The organism is Micromonospora sp. SL4-19, assembly GCF_047921475.1.
In the GTDB taxonomy this organism is placed as follows: domain Bacteria; phylum Actinomycetota; class Actinomycetes; order Mycobacteriales; family Micromonosporaceae; genus Micromonospora.
The window spans coordinates 18,719-36,393 of record NZ_JBLROB010000005.1 but is presented as its reverse complement, the minus strand read 5'-3'; the positions used below and the strand labels follow the sequence as shown (position 1 = coordinate 36,393).

The 17,675-nt window shown below is 72.4% G+C and carries 18 protein-coding genes; 12 read left to right on the top strand and 6 right to left on the bottom strand.

Features of this window, described 5'->3' with window-relative positions:
- Position 1: 1 nt before the first annotated feature.
- The 7 genes from nuoI to ACNAVT_RS09445 all read left to right on the top strand — a co-directional run bounded on the left by nuoI (position 2) and on the right by ACNAVT_RS09445 (position 8,022).
- Positions 2 to 577 carry an NADH-quinone oxidoreductase subunit NuoI gene (gene nuoI, locus ACNAVT_RS09475; RefSeq protein WP_416294778.1) on the top strand — a complete coding sequence of 192 codons (576 nt, stop codon included), beginning with the start codon at positions 2 to 4 and terminating at the stop codon, positions 575 to 577.
- Positions 574 to 1,344, top strand: coding sequence for an NADH-quinone oxidoreductase subunit J (locus ACNAVT_RS09470; RefSeq protein ID WP_416294776.1), 771 nt, complete (start codon positions 574 to 576; stop codon positions 1,342 to 1,344). The genes nuoI and ACNAVT_RS09470 overlap by 4 nt, the downstream gene beginning before the upstream one ends.
- Positions 1,345 to 1,402: 58 nt before the next feature.
- A complete protein-coding gene (nuoK, locus tag ACNAVT_RS09465) occupies positions 1,403 to 1,702 on the top strand; it encodes an NADH-quinone oxidoreductase subunit NuoK (protein ID WP_073834091.1) in 300 nt (99 codons plus the stop codon).
- Between the two features lie 11 nt (positions 1,703 to 1,713).
- Positions 1,714 to 3,639 carry an NADH-quinone oxidoreductase subunit L gene (gene nuoL / locus ACNAVT_RS09460; RefSeq protein WP_416294774.1) on the top strand — a complete coding sequence of 642 codons (1,926 nt, stop codon included), beginning with the start codon at positions 1,714 to 1,716 and terminating at the stop codon, positions 3,637 to 3,639.
- Between the two features lie 64 nt (positions 3,640 to 3,703).
- Positions 3,704 to 5,236, top strand: a complete 1,533-nt coding sequence (locus ACNAVT_RS09455) for an NADH-quinone oxidoreductase subunit M (protein WP_416294772.1) — start codon at positions 3,704 to 3,706, stop codon at positions 5,234 to 5,236.
- 61 nt (positions 5,237 to 5,297) lie between these two features.
- On the top strand, positions 5,298 to 6,851 hold the full coding sequence (nuoN, locus tag ACNAVT_RS09450) for an NADH-quinone oxidoreductase subunit NuoN (RefSeq protein WP_416294770.1): 1,554 nt from the start codon (positions 5,298 to 5,300) through the stop codon (positions 6,849 to 6,851).
- 88 nt (positions 6,852 to 6,939) lie between these two features.
- Positions 6,940 to 8,022 (top strand): polyprenyl synthetase family protein, encoded by a 1,083-nt coding sequence (locus ACNAVT_RS09445; protein WP_416294768.1) that lies wholly within the window; start codon positions 6,940 to 6,942, stop codon positions 8,020 to 8,022.
- Positions 8,023 to 8,098: 76 nt separating this feature from the next.
- Here ACNAVT_RS09445 and ACNAVT_RS09440 read toward each other — a convergent pair whose 3' ends face one another.
- Positions 8,099 to 9,277 (bottom strand): MFS transporter, encoded by a 1,179-nt coding sequence (locus ACNAVT_RS09440; protein ID WP_416294766.1) that lies wholly within the window; start codon positions 9,275 to 9,277, stop codon positions 8,099 to 8,101.
- A 154-nt stretch (positions 9,278 to 9,431) separates the two neighbouring features.
- Here ACNAVT_RS09440 and ACNAVT_RS09435 point away from each other — a divergent pair, with 154 nt between their 5' ends.
- The 3 genes from ACNAVT_RS09435 (at position 9,432) to ACNAVT_RS09425 (ending at position 11,602) form a co-directional block, all read left to right on the top strand.
- Positions 9,432 to 10,214: an IclR family transcriptional regulator gene (locus ACNAVT_RS09435; protein ID WP_416294764.1), complete on the top strand. Its 783-nt coding sequence runs from the start codon at positions 9,432 to 9,434 to the stop codon at positions 10,212 to 10,214.
- A 210-nt stretch (positions 10,215 to 10,424) separates the two neighbouring features.
- Positions 10,425 to 10,919: a sigma-70 family RNA polymerase sigma factor gene (locus ACNAVT_RS09430; protein WP_416295187.1), complete on the top strand. Its 495-nt coding sequence runs from the start codon at positions 10,425 to 10,427 to the stop codon at positions 10,917 to 10,919.
- Positions 10,916 to 11,602, top strand: coding sequence for an anti-sigma factor family protein (locus ACNAVT_RS09425; protein WP_416294762.1), 687 nt, complete (start codon positions 10,916 to 10,918; stop codon positions 11,600 to 11,602). The genes ACNAVT_RS09430 and ACNAVT_RS09425 overlap by 4 nt, the downstream gene beginning before the upstream one ends.
- A 4-nt stretch (positions 11,603 to 11,606) precedes the next feature.
- On the opposite strand, the gene rarD is transcribed toward ACNAVT_RS09425, so the two are convergent.
- The 4 genes from rarD to eccE all read right to left on the bottom strand — a co-directional run bounded on the left by rarD (position 11,607) and on the right by eccE (position 15,350).
- Positions 11,607 to 12,530, bottom strand: a complete 924-nt coding sequence (gene rarD / locus ACNAVT_RS09420; protein ID WP_416294760.1) for an EamA family transporter RarD — start codon at positions 12,528 to 12,530, stop codon at positions 11,607 to 11,609.
- Positions 12,527 to 13,015: a GNAT family N-acetyltransferase gene (locus ACNAVT_RS09415; protein WP_416294758.1), complete on the bottom strand. Its 489-nt coding sequence runs from the start codon at positions 13,013 to 13,015 to the stop codon at positions 12,527 to 12,529. The genes rarD and ACNAVT_RS09415 overlap by 4 nt, the downstream gene beginning before the upstream one ends.
- Before the next feature lie 95 nt (positions 13,016 to 13,110).
- Entirely contained in the window at positions 13,111 to 13,497 is a 387-nt protein-coding gene (locus tag ACNAVT_RS09410) for a phage holin family protein (protein WP_416294756.1), read from the bottom strand.
- A 65-nt stretch (positions 13,498 to 13,562) separates the two neighbouring features.
- A complete protein-coding gene (gene eccE / locus ACNAVT_RS09405) occupies positions 13,563 to 15,350 on the bottom strand; it encodes a type VII secretion protein EccE (RefSeq protein ID WP_416294754.1) in 1,788 nt (595 codons plus the stop codon).
- A gap of 287 nt (positions 15,351 to 15,637) precedes the next feature.
- Between eccE and ACNAVT_RS09400 the strand changes: the two genes are divergently transcribed.
- Together ACNAVT_RS09400 and ACNAVT_RS09395 are read left to right on the top strand one after the other, a co-directional pair.
- Positions 15,638 to 15,955 (top strand): WXG100 family type VII secretion target, encoded by a 318-nt coding sequence (locus ACNAVT_RS09400; protein WP_416295186.1) that lies wholly within the window; start codon positions 15,638 to 15,640, stop codon positions 15,953 to 15,955.
- A gap of 20 nt (positions 15,956 to 15,975) precedes the next feature.
- Positions 15,976 to 16,269 carry a WXG100 family type VII secretion target gene (locus ACNAVT_RS09395; protein ID WP_416294753.1) on the top strand — a complete coding sequence of 98 codons (294 nt, stop codon included), beginning with the start codon at positions 15,976 to 15,978 and terminating at the stop codon, positions 16,267 to 16,269.
- 118 nt (positions 16,270 to 16,387) lie between these two features.
- Here ACNAVT_RS09395 and mycP read toward each other — a convergent pair whose 3' ends face one another.
- Positions 16,388 to 17,593 carry a type VII secretion-associated serine protease mycosin gene (gene mycP / locus ACNAVT_RS09390; protein WP_416294751.1) on the bottom strand — a complete coding sequence of 402 codons (1,206 nt, stop codon included), beginning with the start codon at positions 17,591 to 17,593 and terminating at the stop codon, positions 16,388 to 16,390.
- Between the last annotated feature and the right edge of the window lie 82 nt (positions 17,594 to 17,675).

Below are 17,675 nucleotides of genomic sequence, written 5' to 3'. Positions count from 1 at the left end.
CGTGGGCGCGATCACCGGAACGTTCAAGGGCTTCGGGGTCACCTTCTCGCACATGTTCAGGAAGGTCGTCACCACCGACTACCCGTTCAAGCCGCCGGTATCGGCGCCGCGCTACCACGGGCGGCACATCCTCAACCGGCACCCGGACGGGCTGGAGAAGTGCATCGGCTGCGAGCTGTGCGCCTGGGCCTGCCCGGCGGACGCGATCTACGTGGAGGGTGGCGACAACACCGAGGAGCAGCGCTTCTCCCCGGGTGAGCGGTACGCCAGCGTCTACCAGATCAACTATGCCCGCTGCATCTTCTGCGGGCTCTGCATCGAGGCCTGCCCGACCCGTTCGCTCACCATGAGCAACGAGTACGAGCTGGCCCGGGACAGCCGGCAGGATCTGATCTTCACGAAGGAGCAGCTGCTCGCGCCGCTGCTGCCAGGCATGGAGCAGCCGCCGCACCCGATGCGGCTGGGCGAGAGCGAGAAGGACTACTACATCGGCGGGCTGACCAACCCGGGCACCTCGGCCGGTGCCGAGCGCTCGCCGATGAGCCCGGCTGCGGCTGGCAAGGGAGACACGGCATGACCACGCAGATGGTGCTCGCCGAGGCGGCCAAGGTCTCCGGCGGCGAGGCGGTGACCTTCTGGATCCTCGCCCCGCTGGCGCTGATCGGCGCGATCGGCATGGTGTGGGCGCGCAACGCGGTGCACTCGGCGCTCTGGCTGGTGCTGACCATGCTCTGCCTGGGCGTGTTCTACGTCCTGCAGGCGGGGCCGTTCATCGGCATGGTGCAGATCATCGTCTACACCGGCGCGATCATGATGCTCTTCCTGTTCGTGCTGATGCTGGTCGGCCGCGACGCCGCCGACTCGCTGATCGAAACGCTGCGCGGGCAGCGGGTCGCCGCGGTGGTGCTCGGCCTCGGCTTCGCCGGCCTGGTCGGCACCGGCCTCTACCGGGCCATGGAGGGCGTCCAGGCGGTCGGGCTGGACAAGCCGAACGCCGAGGGCAACGTGCAGGGCATCGCCCGGCTGCTCTTCACCAAGTACGTCTTCGCCTTCGAGCTGACCTCCGCGCTGCTGATCACGGCGGCCGTCGGCGCGATGGTGCTGGCGCACGTCGAGCGGCGCAAGGAGGACAAGATGGACCAGGTCGCCACCATGAAGGCCCGGTTCCGCCCCGGCAACTACCCCGGCCCGAAGCCCGGCCCGGGTGTCTTCGCCACCTCCTCCTCGGTGGCCACCCCGGCCCGGCTGCCCGACGGCCGGCTGACCGAGCGCAGCATCCCGGAGATCCTGCCGGTCCGGGAGTTGACCGCTGAGGAGACCTCGTTGAAGGGGACAGAGCGGTGAGCGCGAGGAGCACAGCGAAGCGGAGCCCCGCAGTCGCGAACGAAAGGCTGGCTCAGCAGTGACCCCCGACTACTACCTGATCCTCGCGGCGGTGCTGTTCACCATCGGTGCCGTCGGCGTGCTGATCCGGCGTAACGCGATCGTGCTGTTCATGTGCGTCGAGCTGATGCTCAACGCGGCCAACCTGACGCTGGTCACCTTCAGCCGTATCAACGGCGACCTGAACGGCCAGATCATGGCGTTCTTCGTGATGGTGGTGGCGGCGGCCGAGGTCGTGGTCGGGCTCGCGATCATCATGTCGATCTTCCGGACTCGGCGCTCGGCGAGCGTCGACGACGCCAACCTGCTGAAGTACTGAGGGGTCCACCGGTGGAAGAGACTGTGCAGTTTGCTTCGGCCAGTGGGCTGTTCACCAGCGTCTGGCTGCTGGTGGCGATCCCGCTGGTCAGTGCGGCGATCCTGCTGCTGCTCGGCAAGCGGGCGGACCGCTGGGGCCACTGGCTGGGGGTGGGCGCGATCGGCGCCGCCTTCGTGCTCGGCCTGACCTACTTCCTCCAGCTCCGCGGCCTGGAGAACAAGCAGGTCCAGCTGAGCCTCTGGCAGTTCATCACGGTCGGCGACCTCAAGGTGGACTTCGGTCTGCTCTTCGACCCGCTGGCCGCGGTCTTCGTCCTGCTGATCACCGGGGTGGGCTTCCTGATCCACCTCTACGCGGTCGAGTACATGGCGCACGACGAGGGCCGGCGACGGTTCTTCGGGTACTTCAACCTCTTCGTCGCCGCGATGCTCCTGCTGGTGCTCGGCAACAACTACGTGATGCTCTACTTCGGCTGGGAGGGCGTCGGCCTGGCGTCGTACCTGCTGATCTCCTTCTGGTACGGCCGGCCGAGCGCGGCCACCGCGGGCAAGAAGGCGTTCCTGATGAACCGGGTCGGCGACGCCGGCCTGGCCATCGGCATCTTCGTCATGTTCGCCACCCTGGGCACCACCCAGTACGACGCGGTGTTCAGTCACGTCGGCTCGCTGACCGGGACCACCGTGCTGGTGCTCGGCCTGCTGCTGCTCCTCGGCGCGGCCGGCAAGTCCGGCCAGTTCCCGCTGCAGGCGTGGCTGCCGGACGCGATGGAGGGCCCGACCCCGGTCTCCGCGCTCATCCACGCGGCCACCATGGTCACCGCGGGCGTCTACCTGATCGCCCGCTCGAACCCGATCTTCTCGGCCGATTCGACGCTCCAGCTCGTGGTGGTCAGCGTCGGCGCGGTCACCCTGCTGATGGGCTGTCTCATCGGTGCGGCGAAGGACGACATCAAGCGGGTGCTGGCCTGGTCCACGGTGAGCCAGATCGGCTACATGTTCCTCGGCGTCGGCCTGGGCGGCGCGGCCTACGCGCTGGCCATCGTGCACCTGCTGGCGCACGGCTTCTTCAAGGCCAACATGTTCCTCGGTGCCGGCTCGGTCATGCACGGCATGAACGACCAGGTGGACATCCGCCGCTTCGGCGGGCTGTCGAAGCACATGAAGATCACCTGGCTGACCTTCATGATGGGCTGGCTGGCGATCATCGGCATGTTCCCGTTCTCCGGCTTCTTCTCCAAGGAGCCGATCATCGTGGCCGCCTTCGAGCGGGAGGGCTGGACCGCCTGGCTCTTCGGCGGCGCCGCGCTGCTCGGTGCCGGGCTCACCGCCTTCTACATGACCCGGCTCTTCGTGCTCACCTTCCACGGCCCGGCCCGCTGGACCGAGGACATCGAGCACCCGCACGAGTCGCCGAGGCTGATGACCGTTCCGCTGATCCTGCTGGCGATCGGCTCGGTCGGCGCCGGTTTCCTGCTCTCCACGTCCGTGCCGGACTGGCTGACCGCCACCGCCGGCCTCGGCGGTGAGCACGCGGAACACGAGCCCGTTCTCGCGCACTGGCTGATCACCGTGCTCTCGCTGCTGATCACCGTGCTCGGCGCCGGGCTGGCCTGGATGCTGTTCCGCAACGGTACGGCCACCGAGCCGCAGCCGGCCGGCGTGCTGGTCACCGCCGCCCGCAAGAACCTCTACACGGACGCCTTCAACGAGGCGGTCTTCGAGAAGCCGGGCATCTTCCTCACCCGGGCGCTGGTCTTCCTCGACAACCGGGGCGTCGACGGGCTGGTCAACGGCCTGGCCGCCGCGGTGGGCGGGGGCTCGGGCCGGCTCCGGCGGCTGCAGACCGGTTTCGTGCGGTCGTACGCGACCTCGATCCTGACCGGTGCGCTGCTCGTGGTGGCGGCGTTCCTGGCCGTGCAGGCGGGGTGGCTGGCGTGATCGACCTCAACGCGGCCGCCCCCGCCGGCGGGCCACGCAGTCACGACGGAGGTAAGGCCGAATAATGTCCAACTTCCCGTTCCTCTCGGTGCTGACCGTGGCACCGCTGGTCGGCGCCCTGGTCGTGGCCTTGCTGCCGCGTCGCCGGCCGGACCTCGCCAAACTGGTGGCGTTCGGCTGGTCGCTGCTGGTCCTGGTGCTGTCGGTGGTCATGTGGATCGCCTTCCAGGTCGACGGTGACCGGTTCCAGTTCCGCGAGTCCTACGAGTGGATCCCGCGCTGGGGCGTCAACTTCACCTTCGCTGCGGACGGCATCGCGCTGGTCATGCTGATGCTGATCGCGATCCTGGTGCCGCTGGTGATCCTGGCCTCCTGGCACGACGCCGAGTCGTCGAAGCGCTCGGTGCCGGTCTACTTCGCGCTGCTGCTCGTCCTCGAGTGCACGATGATCGGCGTCTTCGCCGCCGCCGACGTCTTCCTGTTCTACGTGTTCTTCGAGGTCATGCTGGTGCCGATGTACTTCCTCATCGGCAGCTACGGCGGCCACCAGCGGCAGTACGCGGCGGTCAAGTTCTTCCTCTACTCCCTGGTCGGCGGTCTGTTCATGCTGGCCGCGGTGATCGGCCTCTGGGTGGTCGGCGGGAAGACCATGGACTGGCAGGCGCTGAGCCAGGCCGACATCGCCACCGACACGGCCCGCTGGCTCTTCCTCGGCTTCTTCCTCGCGTTCGCGATCAAGGCGCCGTTCTTCCCGTTCCACACCTGGCTGCCGGACGCCGGTGGCGCGGCCCCGGCCGGTGCGGCGGCGCTGCTCGTCGGCGTACTGGACAAGGTCGGCACCTTCGGGATCCTGCGGTACTGCCTGCCGCTCTTCCCCGAGGCGTCGAGGTGGTTCGCCCCGTGGGCGCTGGCGCTGGGCCTGATCGGCATCATCTACGCCGCGCTGCTGGCGGTCGGGCAGAACGACCTCAAGCGGCTGGTGTCCTACACCTCGATCGCACACTTCGGCTTCATCGGGGTCGGCATCTTCGCCTTCACCACCCAGGCCGGCACCGGCGCGGTGCTCTACATGCTCAACCACGGCCTGGCCACCGGCCTGCTCTTCCTGGTGGTGGGCATGCTGATCGCCCGGCGCGGCTCGGCGCTGATCAGCGACTTCGGCGGCGCGGGCAAGCTGGTCCCGGTGCTGGCCGGGGTGCTCTTCTTCGCCGGTCTCGCCTCGCTGGCGCTGCCCGGCACCGCGCCGTTCATCTCCGAGTTCCTGGTGCTGATCGGCACGTTCACCACCAACAAGCCGGTCGCGGTGATCGCCACGCTCGGCATCATCCTGGCCGCGGCGTACGTGCTGTGGATGGTGCAGCGCACCACCCAGGGCACCCTCAACCCGGCCCTGACCGAGGTCGACGGCATGCGCCGTGACCTCAGCCTGCGCGAGAAGGTCGTGGTCGCCCCGCTGATCGCGCTGATCGTGCTGCTCGGCTTCTATCCCAAGCCGGTCACCGATGTCATCAACCCCGCCGTCAAGGCGACCATGCAGGACGTGGGTCGGACCGACCCCGCCCCGACGGTCCGCGATGTGCAGGAGGCCCGCCGGTGAGCGTGAGGAGTGAACGAGCGGAGCGAGTGAGCCCCGCATTCACGAACGAAAGGTCAGTCCAGTGACCGAGTTGAAGTTGCCGTCGCTCGACTACGCGGCGCTCGCTCCAATCCTGATCATGCTGGGCGCCGCCCTGGTCGGTGTCCTGGTCGAGGCGTTCGTGCCGCGGCGCCTGCGCAACCCGGTGCAGCTGCTGCTCGCTCTGGCGGCGGTGCTCGCCGCGCTGACCATGGTGATCCTCAACGCCGACGACCGGCTGATCACCGCCGGTCACGCCATCGCGGTGGACGGGCCCACGCTCTTCCTGCAGGGCGCGATCCTCATCCTGGCCGTGATGGCGCTGCTGCTGATCGGTGAGCGCGCGGTGGAGCGGGGCGGGGCCTTCGTGGCCCACGCCGCGGTCACCGCCGACTCGCCCGACGACCGGCGGCAGGCCGAGGGGGTCGGCGGCACCACCGAGGTGTACCCGCTGACCACGTTCGCAATCGGCGGCATGCTGATCTTCGTGGCGGCGAACGACCTGCTGACCATGTTCATCGCGCTCGAGGTCTTCTCGCTGCCGCTCTACCTGCTCTGTGCGCTGGCCCGGCGCCGGCGGCTGCTGAGCCAGGAGGCCGCGCTGAAGTACTTCATGCTCGGCGCGTACGCCTCGGCGTTCTTCCTGTTCGGCGTGGCGCTGATCTACGGCTTCACCGCGGGCACCCCGGGTCGCTCGGCCGGCGTCGACTTCGCCACCGTGCACGCCGCGGTCGACGGCTCCCCGTCCAGCCCGGTGCTGCTCTTCGCCGGCATGGCGCTGCTCGCCATCGGTCTGCTCTTCAAGGCCGCCGCCGCGCCGTTCCACGTCTGGACCCCGGACGTCTACCAGGGCGCACCTACCCCGGTGACCGGCTTCATGGCGGCCTGCACCAAGGTCGCCGCCTTCGGCGCCCTGCTGCGGGTCTTCCACGTCGCCTTCGCCGGTGCCGCCTGGGACTACACCCCGGTGATCGGCGCGGTCGCGGTGCTGACCATGCTGGTCGGCGCGGTGCTGGCGGTCACCCAGACCGACATCAAGCGGCTGCTGGCGTACTCGTCGATCGCGAACGCCGGCTACCTGCTGGTGGGCGTGCTGGCCCCGAGCAAGGAGGGGCTCTCCGGCACGATGTTCTACCTGGTCGCGTACGGCTTCTCGGTGATCGCCGCGTTCGCCGTGGTGACGCTGGTCCGGGACGCCGACGGGGAGGCCACCCACCTGTCCCGCTGGGCCGGCCTGGGCCGCCGGTCGCCGTTCTTCGCCTCGATCTTCACCTTCATCCTGCTGGCCTTCGCCGGTATCCCGCTGACCAGCGGGTTCACCAGCAAGTTCGCGATCTTCGCCCCGGCGCTGGACGCGAACCAGGCCTGGCTGGTGATCGCCGGTGTGCTGACCAGCATGGTGCTGGCCTTCCCGTACCTGCGGGTCGTGGTGATGATGTGGCTGTCCGAGCCGGGCGACGCCACTCCGACGGTCACCGTGCCGGGCGGGCTCACCTCGGCGGCCCTGGTCGTCGCAGTGCTGGCCACCCTGGTCCTGGGTGTCGCCCCCGCGCCGCTGCTCGACCTGGCCAACAGTGCCGCCGAATTCGTGCGATGACAGTGGTTCCCCCACCGGGGGCCGGTACGCGTGGCGTACCGGCCCCCGGTCCGTATCCCCCTCGCCGGGCAGGTCGAACGGGTGTGGCATGGTTGAGGACGTGGTGATTCCGGCTGGCGAGCGTTCAGGTGTCACCGGCTCCGGCGGTCGTCGGGGGCCGGACGGCACGGGTCAGTTCGGCGCGCTCGGCCTGGAGCTTGCCGACCCGCGCGTCGAGGCGTCCGTGCTGGGCCTGCTGGAACAGGTCGAGACCGAGCTGCGGGCCAGCGTGGCCAGCGCCGACCCGCTCGTCACCGAGGCGGCCCGGCACCTGATGGAGGCCGGCGGCAAGCGGTTCCGCCCGCTGCTGGTGGCGCTGGGCGCCCAGTTCGGCGATCCGACCTGCGCGCAGGTCGTACCGGCCGCCGTGGTGATGGAGCTGACGCACCTGGCGACGCTCTACCACGACGACGTCATGGACGAGGCGGCCGTGCGCCGGGGCGCCCCGAGCGCCAACTACCGCTGGACCAACTCGGTGGCCATTCTGGTCGGTGACTATCTCTTCGCCCGGGCCGCGGACATCGCGGCGGACCTCGGCGTCGAGGCCGTGCGCCTGCAGGCGCGCACCTTCGCCCGGCTGGTGCACGGGCAGATCGCCGAGACCGTCGGCCCGCGCGGCGGGGACCCGGTCGCGCACTACCTGCACGTCATCGCCGAGAAGACCGGGTCGCTGATCGCCACCTCGGCCCGCTTCGGCGGCATGTTCGGCGGGGCCTCCGTCGAGCACATCGAGGCCCTGGCCGGGTACGGCGAGATCATCGGGGTGGCCTTCCAACTCTCCGACGACCTGCTCGACATCGCCTCCGAGTCGGTGCAGTCCGGCAAGACGCCCGGCACCGACCTGCGGGAGGGCGTGCCGACCCTGCCGGTGCTCTATGCGCTGGCCTCGGACGACTCGGACGCCGCCTCGGTGCGGCTGCGGGAGATCCTGGCCACCGGCCCGCTGGTCGACGACGCGCTGCACGCCGAGGCGCTCGGCCTGCTTCGCGAGTCCCCCGCGCTCAAGCGTGCCCGGGAGACGGTCCGCAGCTACGCCGAGGACGCTCGCGCCCGGCTCGCGCCGCTGCCGGACAGCCCCGCCCGTCGTGCCCTCGAGTCCCTCTGCGACTACATCGCCGACCGCACGAGCTGACGCCCGGGTCGGTCAAGAGGCTTGCGTCGGAAGCGGCCTGCGGCCACGCAAACCTTCTGATCGACGCTGCTCTCCGTCAGTGGCGGGCGAGGAGGCGGCTGCCCATCAGCATGAGGAGCGCGGCCACCAGCATCGACGCGGCGGCCACCGTCCACATGGTGGGGTAGCCGAGACCGTCGGCCAGGGCGCCGAGACCCAGCGGGCCGAGACAGCCGCCCGCGTACACCCCGGTCTGGGTGATCGAGGTGGCGGCGGCCGGGGCCTGCGGGTGCAGCTTGACCACCGCGAAGTTCATCAGCCCGGGCCAGGCCCAGCCGAGCCCGAAGCCGAGCACCACGCCGGCCACCAGCGACACGGAGCCGGCCAGGGCCAGCAGGGCCAGCCCGACCGCGCCGACCACCAGCATTGCGGCGATCAGCGCGACGTGCCCGGTCTCCCGGCGGTCGGCGAGCCCGCCGGCACCGATCCGGGCCACCACGCAGACCGCGCTGCCCAGGGTCAGGGTGAGGCCGGCCAGGGCCGGTGACAGCCCGCGCGCGGCCGACGAGTCCACCACGAAGGTGCCCAGCGCGTTCGCCGCCGCGGCCGCCAGGGTGGCGGCCACGCCGAGGACCACCAGCGCCACCGTCGCCCGGCCCGCCCGTCCGGCGCTGGCCCGCCCGGTGGAGGCGCTTGCCTGCCGGGGGACGGCGGGCAGCGCGGCCAGCGCCGCTGCGGCGGCGGCCACGAACGCCCAGCGCCAACCGGCGGTCAGGGCGATGGTGGGCACCGCCGCGCCGGCCAGCAGCGTGGAGACCGGGATCGCGGCCTGCTTCACCCCGAAGGAGAGCCCCTGCCGGTGGGCGGGCACGTGCCGGGCCAGCGCCATGTTGCTGGCGAGCTGCCCGAGGGCGTTCGCGGCGGCACTGAGCCCGAGCAGCCCGACCAGCGCCGGATACGACCGGGCCAGCCCCGCCACCGCCAGCAGCGAGCCGGCGGAGAGCAGGATGCCGGCGCGGGCCACCACGGCGGGGCTGTACCGCTCCACGAGCGCGCCGGAGGGGACCGAGGCGAGCGCGCTGATCCCGAAGTAGACCGAGACGGCCAGGCCCAACCCGGCGGGAGAGAAGTGCAGGTCGTGACCCATCTGCACGGCGAGGCCGCCGACCAGGAAGACGGGCAGGACGCAGGCGATCGTGGTGGCGATGGCGCCCGCGCTGACGCCGATGGCGGCTCGGGAGGTGGGGGGTGCGGGGTGCAGCGTGGTGTCGGTCATGATCAGCCAAACCTACGCCGGTTACGTTTTGGCAACGGATCGTGTCTGTCGGTGTACGGGCTGCACCCGGTGATCTGGCATCCTCGATCCGAACAGGCATTTCGCACTCGGCCTGATTTTCATATGGTGTAAGTCCCCGGCGGCGGAGGTGGTTGTGCGCGACCCCCTGGCGGAGCCTTCGGATCTGATCCGAAGTGTCTCCCGTGCGCTTCGAGTGCTTGAGTCGGTCGGCCGTGCGCCGAGGGGACTCACGGTCAAGCAGATCGCCCGTCGCTGCGAGCTGACCGTCGCCACCACGTACCACCTGGTCCGCACCCTCGCGTACGAGGGATACGTGATCCGGCGGGAGGACGGGACGTACATCGTCGGGTTGGAGATCGCCGACCGGTACCGGGAGCTGGTGACCGCGTTCCGGGGGCCGCCAGCGGTCGGCGAGTCGTTGCGGCGGGCGGCGGTGGACACCGGCTGGAGCCACTACCTGGGGCGGTTCGTGGGCGGCCAGGTGGCGGTCACGGCGGTGGCCGAGGGGCCGCGCTCGCCGTACCTGGAGGATCTGGTGCCGGGCTTCGACGAGGGCGCGCACGCCACCGCCCTCGGCAAGAGCCTGCTCGCCACCCTCACCGCCGAGCAGCGTCTGCGCTACCTGCGCGAGTACGGCATGCGCCCGTTCACCAGCGCCACGCTGACCACGTCCGAGGCGTTCGAGGCCGATCTGGCCGCCGGCGACCGGCGCGGCATGCAGTTGGAGCTGGGGCAGTTCCGGCAGGGGGTGGCCTGCGCGGCGGTGCTGGTCACCCCGGACAAGGACATCGAGCGCCGGGTGGTGCTGGCCTGCGCGCTGCCGGCCAGCGAGATGATGACCTCCGCCCGGGTGGTCCGGGCCAAGCTGCTCACCGTGGCGCGCGCGATCGCCGAAGGCGTCGCCGCCGAGCAGTGACGCGCCGAAGGACCCCGCAGACGTACGGGGCGGACGCTGCCAGGACACGGTTGGCTGATGCCGGCGCGGACGTGAATCGGATGTGAACACCTACGCGACGAGCTGGGGCTGAACCGAACGGCGCCACCGCACGTATCCACAGTCAAACGCAACCGCCGGACGCGCCGTACGGGAGCGAGGAGACCCGCCATCAGCGACCACGACGCCCAACTGCTGCGCGCGCTGCATGACGAACACGCCGACGCGCTCCTCGCGCACGCCCTCCGGCTGGTCAACGGCGACCGGGCGCGCGCCGAGGACCTCGTCCAGGAGACGCTGCTACGGGCCTGGCGGCACCCGGAGTCGCTGGACCCGCGACGCGGGTCGGTGCGTGCCTGGCTCTTCACCACCGCGCGGAACCTGGCCATCGACGCCTGGCGGCGACGGTCCAGCCGGGTCGGCGAGGTCTACACCGACGAGCTGCCCGAACCTCCCGAGACGATCGACGAGGCGGAGCGTGCGGTGGAGGCGTGGACCGTGGCCGAGGCGTTGAACCGGCTCAGCCCGACCCACCGCGAGGTGCTGGTCGAGTGCTTCTACCAGGGACGGTCGGTGGCGGAGGCCGCGGCCCGGCTCGGCGTGCCGCCGGGCACGGTGAAGTCGCGCACCCACTACGCGTTGCGATCACTTCGGTTGGTGCTGGCCGAGATGGGGGTGACCGGATGAGCCGCTGCGAGTTCGCGCACGACGACGGCGCGTACGTGCTGGGCGCCCTCGCCCCGACGGAACGGGCCGCCTACGAGCGGCACCTGGCCGGCTGCGCCGCGTGCCGCGAGGCGGTCGCCGAGCTCGCCGTGCTGCCCGGCCTGCTGGGGCGGCTCGACCCGGCCGGGCTGGAGCAGTTCCTGCCGTCGGTGGCGGCGACCTCCCAGGTGCCCGCGCTGCTCGAGGCCGCGCGGGAGCGCCGGCACCGTGAGCGGTCCCGGTCGCGCCGACGGTACGTGCTGACCGCGCTCGCCGCGGCCGCCCTCGCGGTGCTGGCCGGCATCGGAGTGGCTCTGGTCCGCCCGGCAGCCCCGGCGGCGCCGCAGGTGCCCCTGGCCGCGATGCGGCCGGTCGCCGGCGCGGTCCCGCTGCACGCCGAGATCGGGCTGACGACCACCGACTGGGGGACCGAGGTCACCATGCGCTGCGGGTACGACCAGCGCGCCGGCTACCGCGAGGCGTACACCTTCCGGCTGGTGGCGCACGGCCCGGACGGCGTGACGGAGCAGATCGGTTCCTGGTTGGCCGCCCCCGGCGACGACGTGCGCCTCACCGGCGCCACCCACTTCACCCGGGGCGAACTGGTCCGGCTCGAGCTGCTGCGCGGCGACGACAGCCCCGTCCTCGCCTACGACGTCCGCTGAGGGATCAGCGGGTCGCGGCGGGAACCGGCGTGCTGGCCCGCGCTGCGGCGCGGGTACGCCGGGCGTTGCGGAGAGCGTCCGTGGTGAAGACGACCAGGGCGAGCCAGACCAGGGCGAAGCCGGCCAGCCGGGCTGGCGGCATCGGCTCGTGGTAGATCAGCACGCCGCAGCCGAGCTGGAGGATCGGGCCGACGTACTGCAGCATGCCGATGGTGGACAACGGCAGCCGGTTCGCCGCCCCGGCGAAGAGCAGCAGCGGGATCGCGGTGGCCGCGCCGGCCAGCACCAGCAGCGCGGTGTGCCCGGCGGAGACGTGCCCGAACGTCGCCCCGCCGTCCCGGGTCAGCCAGCCCAGATATGCCAGCGCCGGCAGCGCCAGCACCGCGGACTCGACGAAGAGCCCCTCCGCGGCGGGCAGCCCGAGCCGCTTCTTGACCAGGCCGTACCCGGCGAAGCTGAACGCCAGGACGAGCGCCAGGTAGGGCGGTCGGCCGTAGTCGACGGTCAGCACCGCGACGGCGAGGCCGCCGACGCCGAGCGCCGCCCACTGCGCCGGGCGCAGCCGCTCGCGCAGCAGGAAGACCCCGATCAGGACGATGACCAGGGGGTTGATGAAGTAGCCGAGGGCGGTCTCCACCACCCGGTCGGAGTTCACCCCGTAGATGTAGGTGCCCCAGTTGACGGCGATCAGGGCGGCGGCGGTGCCGATGCCGGCGAGGGCCCGGGGCCGTCGGGCCAGCGCCCGGAGGAAGCCGATGTTGCGCATCGCGGCCAGCAGCAGGGCCACGAAGACCACCGACCAGACGATCCGGTGGGCGAGGATCTCCACCGCCCCGGCCGGGCGGAGCAGCTTCAGGTAGATGGGGAAGAAACCCCAGATCAGGTACGCGCCGAAGCCGTACAGGTAGCCGAGGCGGGTCTGGTTCACGCCTCCACCGTAAGTGGTGAATCGGCGCTCTGGTCCTTTCCGGTGACCTGGGTCACCCGCTGGTCGAGCTGCATCCAGCGATCGGGCTCGACCGGGGCGAAGCCGATCTTGGCGTAGACGCCGTGCGCGTCGCCGGTGGCCAGCACGATCCGGCGTACGCCCAGCTCGGCCAGGTGGTCGCGGACCGCGCCGGCCAGCCAGGTGCCCAGCCCCCGGCCGCGCTCGGCCTGGTCCACGTACACGTCGCAGAGCCAGGCGAAGGTGGCCCGGTCGGTGACCACACGGGCCACCGCGACCTGCCGCCCGTCCCCGGGTCGGTAGACGCCGAAGCCGATCGAGCCGGCGAAGGCCCGCTCGACCGTCTCACGCTCCCGGCCGATCGCCCAGTACGCGTCGGTGGAGAGCCAGCGGTGCACCCGCTCGAGGTCGAGCCGGGACGCTTCGGTGCTGAGCTGATAGCCGTCGGGGCGGGTCAGGGTGAACACCCCTGCGACGCTACTGCCGGTGGAGCCGCCCCTCGCCAGCCAATTCCCGCCCACTGGCCCTGGCCGGCGGGCGGGAATCGACGGGCGACGCGCGATCAGTCGCGGTCGAGGACGGTGCCGAGGAGCCAGGTCACGATGCTGACGAAGAGCGCGCCCAGCAGCGCGGCCGGCCAGAAGCCGTCCACGTGGAACGGCAGCCCGGCCTGACCGGCGATCCAGCTCGTCAACAGGAAGAGCAGGCCGTTGACCACCAGCGCGATCAGGCCGAGGGTCAGCAGGTAGAAGCCGCAGCCGACGGTCTTGATGATCGGCTGGAGCACCGCGTTGACCACCCCGAAGATCGCCGCGACCAGCACCAGCGTGGTCACCTTTTCGGTGACCGTCTCGGCGTTCAGGGTGATGCCCGGGATGATCAGCGTGGCCAGCCAGAAGGCCACCGCCGTCGAGGCCAGCCGAATCAGAAGACCCTTCAGGAAATCCATGGCCGGGATCGTGCCACGCTCCGTCCACCGGGGGAACCCGTGAAGATCGACGAATCACGGCCGGTTCAGCGACGGCTCAGGCGCCCGACCAGTTGCGACTCGATCGGCGTCGGCGACAGCAGCGCCCAGCGCAGCGCGCGTCGGTTGACCACGGCGACCATGTCGTCACGGATCCGGGTCAGCCAGTCCGCCGAGCCGCCGAGGCCCAGGGCCGCGCCGGCCAGCGCCGCCTCGTCCGTGTCGAGCGGCTGCAGGATCGCCAGGTCGGCCCGGGCCAGCGCCGGCGCGTCCGCCGGGGTGAGCTCGTCCCGCACCACCAGAACGGACCGCCAGGCCTCCTCCGGACCCACCTCCGGCGGCATCGGCCCGGCGTCGACCACCAGCAGCAACGGATGCAGCGGCGAGCCCGGCGCGCCGCCCACCGGCCGCCCGGGTGGGATCAGCAGGACGGTGCCCGGTCCGCCCGCCCCCCGCAGGAACGGCTCCCACACCCGCGGTCGGGCGGTCTGCACCACCACCCGGGCCCCGAGCGCCAGCGCCCGCAGCGCCATGAGCTGCGCGACGCGTACCCCACCGACCAGCAGCAGCCGGGTCGCCCCGGGGCGGAAGAGGCGTACGGCCACCGCGCCGCCGCGCCGGTTGGTCCCCACCATCAGCCCGGATTCGCCGAGGGAAAGTTCCAGCGCGGCCAGCTCCGCGGGGGCCGGTGTCGCGCCGTCCCGGGCCACCGCCAGCGGCAGGGTGACGGCCAGGCCGTCCAGATGCTCGCCGTCGAGCCGCCGGACCTGCGCGCCGAGGTCCCCGGCGAGCCGGCGCAGCGCCCGCCCGGCGGCCGACAGCTCCGCAGTGCTCCGGGCGGCCAGCCGTACGGTCAGCTCGGCCGGCACCGGCGCGGCGTCGGAGCCGGCGCGCGGACCGACGCAGAGCGAGACGGTGGTGGCGGTGGCCGGCAGCGCGAGCAGCCGGGCCACCAGACTTGGCGCCGGAGCGGTACGCGGATCGGGCCAGCGCCGCAGCCGCCAGGTGGCCTGCGACAGCCCGCCCACCGTCACCACCGGCCAGCTCTCGCGGACCGGCGCGCCGGCGTCGTGGTGGGCCAGTTCGGCGACCACCCGGAGCGCGGCCGGCCCGCCCAGCGGCCGGCCGGTCAGCGGGCCGAGCCGGCGGACGACGCGCCGGATCGTGCCGGAGAGCGCCCGATGCAACTCCTCGTCCGACCAGCCGTCGGCCCGGAGCACCCGGACGGCGAGCACCGCACGGGTCCGCCCGGCCAGCCGCCCGTCGGTGAGCTGGCGGTACGACGCCCCGACCGGACCCGGGGCGGCGGCCGGCGCCGGGGCGGGGGAGGCGGAGAGCAGCAGCTGGATCCGGACCGGTGGGCTCGCCGGGCCCGGCGGCGGCAGCAGGGTCAGCGGGGCGGGAAGGGCCTGCGGACCGTCGCCGAGCAGGTCGCCGGGGTCGCCGATCTCCAGCAGCGCGGTCATTCCGGCGACGTCGTCGACCACGGCGGCCGGCCCGCCGGCCAGCTCGGCGGAGCGGACCGTTGCCCCGGGGGCCACCAGCTCCAGCACCGCAGCCGGCCCGGAGGCCGCCGCCAGGGACCGCCGCCGGGTCAGGTGCCCCAGCCCCACCAGCAGCCACTGGTAGAGCCATCGGCCGCGCAACCGCAGCCAGGCGCCGGGCAGCAGCAGCGCCGCCAGCAGCACGGCGGCCCCGGTCCAGGCCATCCCCCGACCGGCGGCCGCGGCCAGCACCGCCACCGCGACCTGCGCCGCGACCACCTGCCCGGCCCGTACGCCGGGTGCCGGTCGGGCGGTCCACCGTGGTGACCGGCCGGTCGTGGTCGCCGTCACCGGACCGTCCTGGTTCGCGACTGCGGGGCTCGCAGGCCCGGCTCACTCCTCGCGCTCACGGTGCCTCCTCCGCCTGTTCGTCCGGTGACGTCGGCGTGGCTCATCGTAAGGCGTCGTTGTCCACAGGGGAGCCGAGGGGGTAGCAGAACCGCAATCGTGCCGCTACCGTCAGCGACGAGTTTCGCCGAGTGTGCCGTCCCGCGCCACGACTCCGGTTCCGCGCTCGGCAAGTCCACGTGGTCGTTCCGGCGGCCAGCCACGACCGAGGAGACGAGGTGACGTCCGGGGTGTCCCAGACCCAGGCAGAAGCCGCGGTGATGCAGCAGACCGCCGCGAAGTTCGAGCAGGTGGACCAGTCGTTGCAGCGCATGCTCAGCGGCCTGATGGCCGAGCTGGAGGTGTTGCAGCAGGCCTGGCGGGGCGCCGGCGGGCGCTCGTTCGAGCAGGTCAAACAGCAGTGGGCGCAGGATCAGGCGGCACTTCAGCGGGCCTTGCGGGAAACCGCCACCGCGATCCGTACCGCCGGAGCGCAGTACGACGTCTCGGACACCGAGGCCGCCGGCCGGGTCGCCGGCACCCACCGCGGCATCCAGCTGCCGCTCTGAAGCACGGAAGGACGGATCCGATGGACCAAGGTGCGCTGGTCGTCAACTTCGCCGCGCTGCAGCAGGCCGGCGCGGACATCCAGAAGGCGCTGCACACCCTCGACAGCCAGCTCGGGCAGCTCGAACAGGACGCCGCGCCGCTGGTGGCGAGCTGGGCCGGCGAGGCCCGCCAGGCGTACGAGCAGCGGCAGGCACGGTGGCGGGCCGCCTCGCAGGACCTGCAGGCCATGCTGCGCGACATCAGGCTGGCGGTGGAGGACTCCGCAGCCGACTACCTCGACACCGAGAAGCGGAACGCCAACCTGTTCCAGTGAGCCTCGGCACGGCGGCGGCCTGGACGATCCCCGTCCGGGCCGCCGCCTCCGTGTCACCCCCACCGGCCCGGCCGGCGTGGTCCGCTTCGTGTCGCGGCGGTGGTGACGGGTGGGCCGGTCAGGCCGGACCGGCCGGACGCCACCGCCGACGGACCCCGCGGGGCAGCACCACCGCGAGCAGCACCACGACCGCGGCCGCCGCCCCGGTCGCGCCGGCCACCAGCAGGGCTCGGTGCCGGGCAGTAGCCCGTCGCGCCCGCTGCGCCACCTCGGCCGGGTCCGGCTGGTCCACCGCCAGGGCCGCGCCCCGGTGTGCGCCCGTCACCGCCGGCCCGGGTGATTCGGTCACGGCCCGGTACGGGTTCAGCGCCCCGGCGCCGTAGCCGTCCCCATGCCCCGGGGTCGGGTCGGCGTTGTCCACGATCCGCCGGGCCACCTCGGCCGCGGTCAACTCGGGGCGATACTGCCGCAGCAGCGCCGCGGTGGCGGCCACGAAGGGCGCCGCGTAGCTCGTCCCCTCCGCCCGGTGGTGTCCCTGTCCGGGTGCCGCCATCAGCACGTCGCTGCCCGGGGCGACCAGGTCGACGTACGGGCCGGTCTGGGAGAAGGCGGAGCGGGCACCGTCCGCCCCGATCGCGCCCACCCCGAGCACCCCGTTGTACGCCGCCGGGTACGGCCGGGGATCCCCGCCGTCGTGCAGGTTGCCGGCGGCGGCCACCACGACGACGTCGCGGCGCAGCGCGTATTCGATCGCGAGGCGGACCGCAGGGCTGTCCGCGTACAGCACGACGGAGAGGTTGAGCACGTCAGCGTCGTGGTCCACCGCCCACCGGATGGCCCGGGCGAATCCGGCCGCGCCGACCGTACGCCCCGACTCCCGCCCCTCGACGACCTGCTGCTCGCTGACCCGTACGGGCAGGATGCGGGCACCCGGGGCGAGCCCCCGGAACGCCACCCCCGACCGCGGCGTGGCCGAGATGATGCTCGCCACCCCGGTGCCGTGCCCGGCGCAGTCCCGGGTGCCGTCGCCGCCCGGGTCGAGGAAGTCAGCACCGGCCAGCACCCGCCCGGCGAGCTGCGGATGGGTACGGTCCACGCCGGAATCCACCACCGCGATGATCACCCCGGCGCCGGTGGCGAGCGGGGTGAGGCGGTCCGGCGCGTATCGTTGCTGCGGCCACGGCCGGTCCGCCACTGGACGGGCCGGGGCGGGCGGCGCGGGACAGGCCGACGGGGCGCGGGCCGCCGCCGGCGCGGCCGGCAGCACGGCGGCGACGGCGATCGCCAGGACGGTCAGGGCGGGGCGCGCGAAGGGCCGGGACATCGACCGCCTCCGTATCGTGTCGACTCCGGAACGGGATGTTAACGCCTAGTGCGTGGCTCGGCGCACCATCGACGGCCAGCCA

Excerpts from the sequence above, each read along its gene's own strand:
- ACNAVT_RS09470 (WP_416294776.1), top strand. The coding sequence starts at position 574 with ATGACCACGCAGATGGTGCTCGCCGAGGCGGCCAAGGTCTCCGGCGGC.
- ACNAVT_RS09455 (WP_416294772.1), top strand. The coding sequence starts at position 3,704 with ATGTCCAACTTCCCGTTCCTCTCGGTGCTGACCGTGGCACCGCTGGTC.
- ACNAVT_RS09445 (WP_416294768.1), top strand. The coding sequence starts at position 6,940 with ATGGTTGAGGACGTGGTGATTCCGGCTGGCGAGCGTTCAGGTGTCACC.
- ACNAVT_RS09440 (WP_416294766.1), bottom strand. The coding sequence starts at position 9,277 with ATGACCGACACCACGCTGCACCCCGCACCCCCCACCTCCCGAGCCGCC.
- ACNAVT_RS09425 (WP_416294762.1), top strand. The coding sequence starts at position 10,916 with ATGAGCCGCTGCGAGTTCGCGCACGACGACGGCGCGTACGTGCTGGGC.
- ACNAVT_RS09410 (WP_416294756.1), bottom strand. The coding sequence starts at position 13,497 with ATGGATTTCCTGAAGGGTCTTCTGATTCGGCTGGCCTCGACGGCGGTG.
- ACNAVT_RS09395 (WP_416294753.1), top strand. The coding sequence starts at position 15,976 with ATGGACCAAGGTGCGCTGGTCGTCAACTTCGCCGCGCTGCAGCAGGCC.
- mycP (WP_416294751.1), bottom strand. The coding sequence starts at position 17,593 with ATGTCCCGGCCCTTCGCGCGCCCCGCCCTGACCGTCCTGGCGATCGCC.